13 protein-coding genes are annotated in these 11,432 nt (G+C 58.2%); 2 read left to right on the plus strand and 11 right to left on the minus strand.

Features of this window, described 5'->3' with window-relative positions; translation table 11 throughout:
- Positions 1 to 140: 140 nt before the first annotated feature.
- The 8 genes from AC2T9U_RS07345 to AC2T9U_RS07380 all read right to left on the minus strand — a co-directional run bounded on the left by AC2T9U_RS07345 (position 141) and on the right by AC2T9U_RS07380 (position 7,443).
- Positions 141 to 824, minus strand: a complete 684-nt coding sequence (locus AC2T9U_RS07345; RefSeq protein WP_493695669.1) for a class F sortase — start codon at positions 822 to 824, stop codon at positions 141 to 143.
- A gap of 8 nt (positions 825 to 832) precedes the next feature.
- The gene (locus AC2T9U_RS07350; protein WP_493695670.1) at positions 833 to 1,603 is read right to left on the minus strand and encodes a hypothetical protein; all 771 of its coding nucleotides are present in this window, start codon (positions 1,601 to 1,603) and stop codon (positions 833 to 835) included.
- 164 nt (positions 1,604 to 1,767) lie between these two features.
- On the minus strand, positions 1,768 to 2,232 hold the full coding sequence (locus tag AC2T9U_RS07355; RefSeq protein WP_493695671.1) for an Ig-like domain-containing protein: 465 nt from the start codon (positions 2,230 to 2,232) through the stop codon (positions 1,768 to 1,770).
- Positions 2,233 to 2,539: 307 nt separating this feature from the next.
- Positions 2,540 to 3,919 (minus strand): mycothione reductase, encoded by a 1,380-nt coding sequence (locus AC2T9U_RS07360; RefSeq protein ID WP_493695672.1) that lies wholly within the window; start codon positions 3,917 to 3,919, stop codon positions 2,540 to 2,542.
- A gap of 42 nt (positions 3,920 to 3,961) precedes the next feature.
- On the minus strand, positions 3,962 to 5,140 hold the full coding sequence (locus AC2T9U_RS07365; protein ID WP_493695673.1) for an SIS domain-containing protein: 1,179 nt from the start codon (positions 5,138 to 5,140) through the stop codon (positions 3,962 to 3,964).
- Between the two features lie 120 nt (positions 5,141 to 5,260).
- The gene (locus AC2T9U_RS07370; RefSeq protein ID WP_028327935.1) at positions 5,261 to 5,464 is read right to left on the minus strand and encodes a Trm112 family protein; all 204 of its coding nucleotides are present in this window, start codon (positions 5,462 to 5,464) and stop codon (positions 5,261 to 5,263) included.
- Positions 5,465 to 5,589: 125 nt separating this feature from the next.
- A complete protein-coding gene (locus AC2T9U_RS07375) occupies positions 5,590 to 7,005 on the minus strand; it encodes a phosphomannomutase/phosphoglucomutase (RefSeq protein ID WP_493695674.1) in 1,416 nt (471 codons plus the stop codon).
- A gap of 9 nt (positions 7,006 to 7,014) precedes the next feature.
- The gene (locus tag AC2T9U_RS07380) at positions 7,015 to 7,443 is read right to left on the minus strand and encodes a DUF3499 domain-containing protein (RefSeq protein ID WP_095068594.1); all 429 of its coding nucleotides are present in this window, start codon (positions 7,441 to 7,443) and stop codon (positions 7,015 to 7,017) included.
- A gap of 63 nt (positions 7,444 to 7,506) precedes the next feature.
- Here AC2T9U_RS07380 and AC2T9U_RS07385 point away from each other — a divergent pair, with 63 nt between their 5' ends.
- Positions 7,507 to 7,944 (plus strand): metallopeptidase family protein, encoded by a 438-nt coding sequence (locus AC2T9U_RS07385; protein WP_493695675.1) that lies wholly within the window; start codon positions 7,507 to 7,509, stop codon positions 7,942 to 7,944.
- A 31-nt stretch (positions 7,945 to 7,975) separates the two neighbouring features.
- Here AC2T9U_RS07385 and AC2T9U_RS07390 read toward each other — a convergent pair whose 3' ends face one another.
- Positions 7,976 to 8,245, minus strand: a complete 270-nt coding sequence (locus AC2T9U_RS07390; protein ID WP_028327938.1) for a WhiB family transcriptional regulator — start codon at positions 8,243 to 8,245, stop codon at positions 7,976 to 7,978.
- Positions 8,246 to 8,810: 565 nt separating this feature from the next.
- Here AC2T9U_RS07390 and AC2T9U_RS07395 point away from each other — a divergent pair.
- Positions 8,811 to 9,518 (plus strand): TIGR03089 family protein, encoded by a 708-nt coding sequence (locus AC2T9U_RS07395; protein WP_493695676.1) that lies wholly within the window; start codon positions 8,811 to 8,813, stop codon positions 9,516 to 9,518.
- Positions 9,519 to 9,580: 62 nt separating this feature from the next.
- Here AC2T9U_RS07395 and AC2T9U_RS07400 read toward each other — a convergent pair whose 3' ends face one another.
- Together AC2T9U_RS07400 and AC2T9U_RS07405 are read right to left on the minus strand one after the other, a co-directional pair.
- Positions 9,581 to 10,756 (minus strand): SpoIID/LytB domain-containing protein, encoded by a 1,176-nt coding sequence (locus AC2T9U_RS07400; RefSeq protein WP_493695677.1) that lies wholly within the window; start codon positions 10,754 to 10,756, stop codon positions 9,581 to 9,583.
- Positions 10,757 to 10,919: 163 nt separating this feature from the next.
- Positions 10,920 to 11,333 carry a PH domain-containing protein gene (locus AC2T9U_RS07405; RefSeq protein WP_493695678.1) on the minus strand — a complete coding sequence of 138 codons (414 nt, stop codon included), beginning with the start codon at positions 11,331 to 11,333 and terminating at the stop codon, positions 10,920 to 10,922.
- Positions 11,334 to 11,432 lie beyond the last annotated feature (99 nt).

Raw genomic sequence — 11,432 nt, forward strand, 5'->3', positions numbered from 1 at the left:
TCAATAAGCTCGGGGGGCTCCCCTGCAAGACGAACCGCGTTCCACGCGGCTTCACAGGCCGAACACACGCCGACCTCCACAAAACATCCTACCCGCGTCCGCACAATAAGGTCGCTGGGGTTTTCCCTAGAACCAACACATCAGTGCTTTAGGGCAGCGGGGACAGCCGTCACAAGAATATTGTCGCGATAACTCCAGCGCCCCTCACGGCGTTGGACCGGCCCTCCGCAGGTGACAAGAATCAGACGACGCGGACCGCTAGCCTGCCACGAAGGCAAATGGTCTTTCGCACGAACAATCAAAGAAGCCGCGGTCCAAAACTGTACTCGTCCAACAGCATCACTCGTATACACCTCAGCTCCCGGCTCGATACGCGAAAGCTGATGCAACGCACCCAAATCACCCCTGACATCAACATGCCCAGCAAGAAGAGTGTCTCCCTGATCCGCTCCCAGTGACGCACCGGCACCCCAGCGCCCAACCACTTTCACATCACCAGGGACGACGAGCTCTCTTGCGCGCACAGGCGCATCCACTATCGGCGCATCCACACCCAGCGAGGGAATGACAACCCGCGACGGAGAAATCCTTGAGAGCCGACGTACCCCAGCTGCTCGTGCATCGTGGCGCACAGCAGTAAGACGACGAGCATCTTCAACCTTGAGAGAAAACGTACGGGCAGGCAGCGGCGCCGCATCCGGAGGAGAACCTTTCAGGCCTCCCCAAAGCAACAAAACCCCCGTTACCGCGCCGCCTACCGCACCGCTAGCCACAAGAAAATTACGTATCCGCCCCATCCCTACATCAGGGAGCTTCGCGCGCATCTTCTTAATCAGATACGCCGGCGACGCACCATCGAACGCAACGCCGCTGCCAACACACCAACTGAGCTAGCGATCAACACTCCACCTGCAGCTAGCATCGGCACATTCGGGCCATCGCCAGGCTGCCCCGTCTCAATGCGTGAAGGCGAAGCATCCGCATACGAAACCCCACGATTAACAACTGAAACCGCCGCTGGTTTTGAGGTGGACGAGCTGGGCGATGAAGGAGTCACTGAAGCCTGTGGATTCTGGATAGGCTTCACAGGAGCACCCGTTATCGGGGCTGTTGAAGGCGTCGAAGGACGCTCTTGCGGGTTGGGGGCAATAGGTGTCACCGTCACCGTGGGTGGGGTAGGTGGAACCGTGACCGTCACAGCAGGCGGGATCGCCGGGTTGGTGATAGTTACCGAAGGAACCGCAGCTGGCGTGCCCGTCCCTTCCCCCGTGGCTTCCACCAGCAGGGTGTCGCTCACACGGAGCGGGGCGGTGTCCCACACGCTGACGTAGCCACTGTTCCGATAGGCATTCAAAGCCCGATCCGTTACTCGCGAACCACCCATCAGCATCAAGACACGACCAAACAAACTCGCATCCGGAGTCACAACTACGCTAGCCGACTTCTCATCACAGGACTTCGAATACAGATTTACCGGCACCCACCTGGCTTCCTTGAGACCCCCCGCCTCATTCGCTGACCCAGACCACAATGTCAACGACGAACAATCAATAGCTTGCCCTGGACCAGCCTCATCAACAATCCGATACGAAGCCGTCACCATCCCACGCGGCACTCTAGGGCCAGTGATCCCCCATTGAATTCTGCCTCGTTTATCTTCCCCAACACTCTTCCAGGTCTGCCACTTAGTCGCCGACTCTGAATAGTCATTTTTAGCAGGCGGAGCGACGGCAACAATCTCATCCTGATGAGAAAAAGCAACACCATTTACAAAAAAACAAGTTCACTACTACTTCCAGGCTGAATAGAACGTGATAAACGCACACCGAAACGCACCGTTCCGTGCACGCCCACATACTCATCAGCAAACTCTGTCATTGTGAAATTGACAGTTTGGCCATGAACTTCATAATGCGCCACCACTGCACCATCAGGGGCCTTCACATCCCGATGAACACCATCAAGAACATCCGCTACCAGCATGGTCGGCAACGTAAGCGTGAACGTATCACCACGCCGCGCCCCATCCGGAACCGCCCAGTCCACAACAACCGTGACGTCACTGCCAGGGGAAGCAGAAGATTCCACAACTTCAACCCGCTTAACCGCATCATCAATTACAGCCGCATACGCAGCACCCTGAAATACAACAGAAGCAGCAAAAACACTCGCACCCGCAGCCCCCGCAAGGAGAGAAAACGGAAAGCGAGAAGACAGAGCCCGCGAAACCATGAGTGGCCTTTCTTATCGAAGATGCACACAATGCCACTCGAGCATTGAACGCAAACCAGTGACAACGGCCACCACTTGCTAAACAGCCCCGCGCATTAGCGAAGGGGCATGAGGAGACCCGTCACGCCCGGATCCCCGAGGCCGGCCACATTTACAACTCCCCCACCGGCTTTCACTCCCAGGCAATTCAACTATCTCACTATTTTTAACCGTTTAAAACGCGACACTACTCCCAAAATACTCAAAAAATTAATCACCCGAATTGAACAAGCGATCAATTCGGGTGATTAATTGAAGTTTCTATCTGCTACTTATCAAACTCCAAACCCAATAGCGCATTCTCCACAACCTCAGCCAACGCCGGATGAATCCAATACTGATCACGCGCCACACGCCGCGCATCCAACCCCAACGACATTGCCATCACAACCGGCTGAATCAACGTAGACGAATGCGGCCCCATACTGTGCGCACCCAAAATCCGACCAGAGGCCGGATCCGCAAGCACCTTGAAAAACGACTCAGAATCCTCCAAAGCCCACCCATACGCCGTATCACCAAACGACTGCACCTTCGACACATACCGAACCCCAGCCGAACGCAACTCATCCTCAGAAGCCCCCACCGACGCCACCTGCGGGTCAGAAAAAACCGCCGCCGGAACCACCTCATGCGGCATCGACCGCAAATCCTGCGGATGCGTGAGGTTATGCGCCACCGCCCTCGCCTCCGCATTAGCCACATGCTTCAACTGGAAAGGCGAAGAAATATCCCCCAACGCCCACACACCTTCAGCACTAGTACGCCCAAACTCATCCACCCGCACCCGACCATCTGAACGCAACTCCACACCACCAGCAGCAGCATCCAAATCTTCCGAATTCGGAACCCTGCCCGTAGCAACCAACAACATGTCGCCAGCAACTTCACCACCACCATCCAACGTCAACACCACCCCACCAGCAGACGTCGAACGCGCAGCAACCACATCCACCCCTGCATGCACCTTCCACCGCGCCTTAACCGACTCAGTGAAACGCTGCGACAACTCCTCATCAAACGCACGCAACATCCGCGGACCACGAATCACCACATCCACCTGCACACCCAAAGCAGAGAAGACATGCGCAAACTCGGCAGCAATAACCCCACCACCCATAATCACAATCCGAGAAGGCAACTCATCAATACGCATCACCGAATCCGAAGTCTGGAAAGGCACCCCCGAATCAGCGACCACTGACGGAACTCGAGGACGAGCCCCCGCAGCAATCACCACCTGATCAGCAGTGAACTCACTAGAACCACCCTCATTCAGCTCCACCCGCAGACGACGGTCACCCACAAACCGCGCGCTACCCAAAAACGCAGTCGTGTTCTCACCCTCTACCCGATACCTCCGGCCACTCTCCTCAATTGGATCAATCCGACCAAAAACCCGATCCCGGATATCCCGCCACCGCACACCATCCACACGCGCATCCACCCCATAGCGCGCAGCTGACCGAGCTGTTCCCGCGACCTCCGCCGCATAAACAAACATCTTCGTAGGGATACAACCCACATTCAGACACGTCCCACCAAACAGGTGACGCTCCACCACAGCCACCTTCGCATCCGCGAAGTCGTCCGTGACAAGGCTGTTACCCGAACCAGCACCAATGATCGCAAGGTCGAAATCTGCCATTGCACCAGACTAGGCGCGAGAACACCACAGAACAGCACCCAATCAGCGACCCGTGAAATCCCTCAACACCGACACATGACGCGACAACGACGGATCCGCCCCCATACCCAACGCAAGATACGTAGCTGCAAAATCCGTCAACGCCATCTGCCCAGCAAGACGCGCCACCGCTGGCCCAGGCTCAGCAAAAACCTCATGCACAGACACGCCAGCCTGCTGCGCAGTCTCCACAATCCCATCCACCAACGCCAACCGTTGCGCCTCATCAGGAGTAGAAGCCGGCCGATTCGGCTCCCGCAACATCAACAACCCCAACCGCGGCTGGGCCGGGCCATCCAAATACGGATCAGCAAAAATGTCATCCGCCGCACTCACACCCACCCCCTGGCCCCCACCAGCAGTGAAAGGCCCATCAAACGTAGCCACCACCTGCGAAGCCATATCTGGGATCTCCCCAAAAGTGGTTGAAATCCGCGCAGTTCGCGAAAACATTGACGCTGCCCGCTGCGCAGCAACCCCGTTCAACGGGCTATCCCCCAACACAGTTGGCACACACTCGGACAACCCCAACGCCAACGACTTCGCCGGATTAACAAACGACTCCGAACTCGGACGAGCAGCCTCAGCCACCTCATCCAAACGCGCAATCGCAGCATCCAAATCACTATCTGGAACCGACACCAACCCAAGCCGATGAGCCCCCATCAACACAGGAGTCAACAACGACCATAACGACGTACGCGACGAAACCCGACCAAGACCAATCCCCACATGCACGCCACGGGCCTGCCTAGTCACCGCCTCCAACGGTGAATCAACAGCACCCACCGTCAACAACGACGCACCCCGACGCGCAGCTTCCGCAGCCAACGCCAACGCCCCCGGCGACCGCCCAGACAACGACACCGCCACCACCAAATCCAAAGCCCCAACCCACCCCGGCAACGGCACATTCCGGCGCGCCGTCACAGGAACCGGAGAAGCCGGCTCAGCCAACATCTCCAACACCGCAGCCACCGCAGCAGACACACCCACCGACGCAACCAACACCGACCGTGGACGATCCCACGACCGCAGCCGCTCCACACCCGCCTCATCAGCAAGAAAACGCGCCTCGCGCACCTGCGCCCCCGCGCTAGCCAAAGCACGCAAAGTCCCAGCCCGATCCTGCTGTGCCAACCACCCCGCATCATCGAGACAACCCTCGTCGATATACGGCATGCCACCTCCCGAACTCAGTTCGCACCAACACCACAACACTCACACAACGCCGAATACACGACAGCGTCGCGCATCCCCGCAGCGGACACGCGACGCCCCGAAAAACCAACCAGAAAGAGGTCAGTCCATGAAACGAGCCTCTTCCGGAATGAGGACAGGAACGCCACCCTCAACACGGTAAGCACGACGACGCCCCTGCGCGTCGGCATCCTTCGCCTGCAGCTCAGGCTGCCCATCAGGCCCAGTGCCGTCAACCAACTCACTCTGCGTCACAGGGCAACGCAAAATCTCGCGCAGCCAAGGCTCGATACCGGTGGTGCTCATTCTCTATCTCCTTGAATCTCGTTCCCCAACGAGGAACGGTAGCTGTAGCCCGGGCTCTGGGCGCACGGACAACGCGTTCCCTGATCCTGCCAGATCTGTGTGCAGCCTGCCGGTACGGCACAGCCTCACGCACGCACGATCCCGAGAACCTCATCCCGGATTTTCTCCATCGTTGCCACATCCGCAGCTTCAACATTCAGCCGCAACAACGGCTCCGTATTACTCGGGCGCAGATTAAACCACCACATAGGCGCTTCCGTGCTCGTGCTCTCCACCGTAATGCCATCCAAGCGGTCAATCGTCACCGGACGCTCCTGCGCCCACTCACACACCCGCTGCACAGCATCCTCAACCGAAGACACCGTGGAATTGATCTCACCAGAGGGCACATACCGAACGTACGGCTCAACCATCGCCGACAACGGCTCACTCTGCGACCCCAACGCAGCCAACACATGCAACGCCGACAGCATGCCCGTGTCCGCGAACCAGAAATCCCGGTAGTAATAGTGCGCTGAATGCTCCCCACCAAACACCGCATCGTGCTCAGCCATCTGCGCCTTAATAAACGAATGCCCCACCCGAGTGCGCAACCCCTTCGCACCAGCCTCGCTGACCACCTCACGAACAACATGCGACGAAATCACGTTGTACACGACAGTGATATCCGAAGGATCAGCACCCCGCGCGACCTCTTTAGCAATCTCCCGATCCGCCACCAAAGCAGTGATCACCGACGCCGAAACCGGATCGCCCTTCTCATCCACCACAAAACACCGATCCGCATCCCCATCAAACGCCAACCCCACATCGGCTCGATGCTCCACCACAGCTTTTTGCAGATCCACCAAGTTTTTCGGATCTAGCGGATTGGCCTCATGGTTCGGGAACGTCCCGTCCAACTCGAAATACAACGGAACAACATCCAAAGGCAGCCCCTCCAACACTGCCGGAACAGTGAAGCCCCCCATGCCGTTACCCGCATCCACCACCACCTTCAGATGACGAATATCACCCAAAGGAACAAGATCACGAACGCACCGGGCGTAGTCCTCCACCGTCTCCCGTGTACCAATCGCCCCCGGAGCAATCCCCTCCGGAGCCAACGGGCTCACCCCGTCCGCAATTCGCTGCGCAACCTCAGTAATCCGCGCCAACCCCGTGTCCTGCCCCACCGGACGGGCACCAGAACGGCACAACTTAATCCCGTTGTACTCCGCCGGATTATGGCTAGCTGTGAACATCGCCCCCGGCAACCCCATCGACCCGCTCGCAAAATACAAACCGTCGGTGGAGCACAGGCCAATAATCACCACATCCAGGCCCTGAGCTGCCACGCCCTCAGCAAAAGCCTGACTCAACTCAGGCGACGACGGGCGCATATCGTGCCCAACAACTACAGAAGAAGCCCCGTCCGGATGCGCTACCACCTGCGCGAAAGCAGAACCGATTGCCCGCGCAACCCCGGCATCCAACTGAGAGGGCACCAAACCGCGGACGTCATATGCCTTGATGAAATCGGAAAGATTACGGGAGCTCACGTTCACAGCCTAACGGCCGGAGTCCGGAACGTCGCTGTCTCGAAGCACACGAAGACGAGGAGTCCTCGACGTCAACGGTTCGCCCCCTACCGCAACGTCACGGCGCGAACGGCCATAACGTGACAACGCGCGCTCCTCCTGTGCTGCGTGTCGCGTCGCCTGCTCCCACACATCCGCATCTCGAACAGCATCCGCAACAGCTGTCAGGTCATCCGTTGGGTCAGGAAGGCTTTCAAAATCGTCAATAAGCCGCACGACCTCCCAGCCCTGCGGAGCAGTCAGCCGCTCAGCATGTTTGGGGCACAGGTCGTAACTGTGTGGCTCGGCGTAGGTAGACAACGCGCCAAGCACCGCCGTGGAGTCGGCGTAGTTGTAGGTCAGCGTGGCCACCGCCCGCCGCCCACACGCGGTCCGGGTACAACGTCGCATGGAAGGCACGATTTCGACTTTAAACCCCCTCAAACAACCGACCACGCTCACCACGCCGTATCGTCATGTCCTATGAACGCAACCGGCCCTCACACACCGCGTCGTCGCGACCGCCGCGGACGCGGTATCCGCGGGCCGCTCGCCTGGCCCGCAGTGCCAGCAATGAAATCTCGTTCCGACCGCTTCGACGAAGCTGTCCTCGACGCTCTCGAACGCATCGAACGCCGACTCGGCGGACATATCGAAAACCTCGAGATCGCAGTAGAACTCGTTCCTCCGTCCGACCCTAACCCATGGGAAGAGCAACGAGTTCCCTTATCTCGACTATTCCCGCCAGAACAGTCACTGCCCGGCAAGATCGTCCTATACCGCCGCCCCATCGAAACCGGCCTGGAGTCCCCCGACGACCTGCGCTACGTGGTATTCGATCTCGTCGTAGACCAAGTCGCCAACGCACTGGGCATGGATCCACTCACCTTGGATCCCAACCGTCCCCGTGACTGGGACTAACTTTCACCACCAAGGGGAAAGTTAAAACACATCACACCACTGCACGCTTGCGCAGTTTCCTGCGCTCCCGCTCCGACAAACCACCCCAAATTCCAAAACGCTCATCATTTTCGAGCGCATATTCCAAACATTCGGCTCGGACTTCACACCCGGTGCAGACGCGCTTAGCCTCGCGTGTCGATCCGCCCTTCTCGGGAAAAAATGCCTCAGGATCGGTTTGGGCACACAATGCGCGGTCCTGCCACGAAAGCTCGGTCTCCTCAACCATTAGCTCTTCGACAACCAGCTGCAGCTCATTCATTTAAAACGCCTCCTAGCCCGAGGTCCTATACGAGCTCGCGCCTTAATATCCACATAAACGGGCATTCCCGGAAGCATTCACAGCCTGCAAGATCAACTTCGGAAATACCTACTGCCAGAACATGTTCCCTGGCACCCAAACTTCGGATGCGTCAGAGAAGCAACGACAACGAAATTACACGCGTGTCGAATGCAGCCGTCAAGCTCGAATTTGATAATTGGACCTGCACACTCGTCCAAAACAAACGTCTTGGTCATAAGTGCAAATAAAGTTTTTCAATCACCGAATCGGGCATCTAACAATTCCTAAAACGAACCCTTGACCAGGAACTCCATCACCGCTTTCACAACGACTCCACAAAAAACAACACCCCATTCCATCCACAAATCCCCCACCGTGCACACCAATCACACAGACCCCACTTTGTGCGCGTCTTACAGAGATTTTGCGATCCCTTGACTCATGAATTCCAGCCACCATCTCCCACACCGATTACTCGCCACAAACACCAGGCACCTCCCCCTATCCACACCAAGCACACCCAACCTCACCTAGGCTGACCTTCGTGTTTGACACCCACCGCTTCCTCAACACCCTCACCACCGACCCACGCATCACCCGCTACGACTCCTGGGGACGAATCGAACTATCCGGACGCGTCCTGGGCAACTGGGTAGCAAAAGCCACAAACCTACTTCGCACCGAATACGACCCCCAACCTCTGGACGTCATCGCACTCGACCTACCCGCAGGCCACTGGCGCACTCTCTACTGGGCCCTGGCAACCTGGGCATGCGGAGCGCACCTACACATCATCGACCCCGAAACCGACCTAGCCACCGTCACAACATCCACTGGGTCGCCCCTTTTAGCCATCACTGACCGTCCCACCAAGTGGACACACCTGCCCCTAGACACAATCGCTGTCTCCACCGCCCCCCTAGCACGCAGCTTCGACAGCGACCTCGCCGGTGCACTTGACGAAGCCGCAGAAATCTCCTCCTACCCCGACAACGCAGACCTGGCCACCATCGCCGACCCCCACGACCCCGCCTGCTCCGACCACGGTTACGAAGTCACCTACAACGACCTCATCAGCCCCCACTCACCAGAACGACTCCTGCTCCCCCTGTCAGCAGACACATCCCGAATGCAGACACTCACCCTCATCACCTCAGTTCTAGCGGCAGGAGGATCCATCGTCACCAGTGACACCACAGAAGACCTCAACCGACTCGCCACAATCGAACGAGCCAACCTGCACCACCTGTAACACCATTGCCGGGAGCGCCCCACATGGCCCGCTCCCGGCAACAACATCTATTCACTGAAAAATCACCCAGCGAACGACACCCAATCAGAACGCAACCTAAGCGCCCACCGGAACGAATCCCCAGAAACAGTCTTCGTTCCCCGTGAACCAGACACCAAGACACTCAACACCCGCCCACCGCGAGCGCCGTGCCCATCGCGTTGTGTGATCCGCAGCGAGCGCACTGTCCCTACCCCGAATGCTGCGTCCATTTTCGCTGGGGAGATGGTGACAGACCAGCTGGAATTCGGGTTTTTCATTCGACCGTCGTATGGGTCTGCTTTTGATACCTGGTAATACGGGCCACCTTCGGCAGTCCATCCGCCATTGCTGGCAGAGAATTCAGCGAAAGCGAAGTTTTTGTTTCGGGTGCGTAGCACCGTTCCCGTTGTGGCTTTGATCGCGGCGTCGGTTGAGGTGTATTCACCGGGCGTGCGAGTTCCGCGTCTGCTCGTGTTTGCGACGCCTTTGAAAACCTGGCAGGTAGTGCTGTCGCAGATATCCCAGGTAGCTTTCCTGGCTCGTTGGTTAGTGCGGTATGCGGCCGCGTAGGTGCGGGCAGCGACCGTTTGTGCAGCCAGAGCGTTCGGGTGCCAAGAGGCGGGCATTTCGTTGGGGACGACACTGCGCAGGTAGGACTCCATGCTGGAGTTCAGGACGGTGCGCATCCCCGAGGTGGCGGCGCGGTCACTGACGGCAGAAACCGATCCGCGTACTCGTTTGACATTTCCACCTGGCAGGAGAACGTCCACGAGTCCTGAATTTGTGGCAAAGATGACAGCTGAACCCGTGGTTGTGGTGTATGGCCGCCAGGTGTTTGCGTTGTTGAGGTACTGGACGTTGAGAGTTTTACCGGAGCGGACTGCGCGCCATGCCCGGTATCCGTTACCCGATGGGAGTGCCCTTCGGGTTGCTCCCACAGTGAGGGACATTCCGCGTGCCGGCGCGATGCGGGTGTCACCGTCGTTATCTGCGCTCAGCCAAACACGCATTGTGCTTTCGGGGAGCTTAGAGCGCACGGTGCCCGGGTAGTAGAAGTCCAAGATCCGGCTCCAGTTAAGCCCAGCGGTTGCTGCACCATATGCGCCCCACTGGCTCATTCCGCGGCCGTGACCGAACCCTTGCCCAGAAATAACAAAGCCGCCACTAGTGGGGCGGCTTACGGTGTCTCGGGTGGCGGCATGCGCGGGAGCGGACATCGGCAACAGCATGGCTGCCGCTGTAGCTGAGACCGCGAGTCGTCGAAAACGGACAGAATTATGCGTTGTACGAGTCACATTCGACCCATCGGCTGGCGTGTGCAGCCCTTTAACTATTCAGAAATCATCTTTCCTGCAACTGGCGGAGCCAGCCGCGTGACGGCTAGGCCCCTGGGGTGTCCCGGTGTGGTTCAGCGCTGGAGTGGAACTGCACCAGCGCTGACAGGCGTGAGGCTTCTTTGATTGCCTTGGCGCCGTCAGCTTTCTGGATCGCCATCACACTCACTGTTTCCAAAACTTCCCCATCCATGACATCCAGGTATGCCCAGGGCCCTCCCCCGCCGAATTGGACCCGCAAAATCTCCGCCCATTCAAAATGTCTCTTACGGAACAGATTCCGAACCATAAGCCCCTGTTCCGTAGGCACCGCCCGTACCCCAACGAATCTTGAGCAAAACCATGCGATCCCCGCCCCCAACGCAAACACGAACAAGCGGTCTACCAGTGTCCATTGCGCACCTTGGATCGTTATCGCCGCGAACGTGAACGACACAAAAACGATGACGGAAACGGCCACGGGAACCCACCTGCCCCGCACCGGGCGGAACGTCGCATACGGATCCACCGCCTCTCCCTTCTCCTTCTCGCACACAGCTCAGCACATCTGGGCATGCTT

This window comes from Dermatophilus sp. B7861-1 (assembly GCF_058996045.1).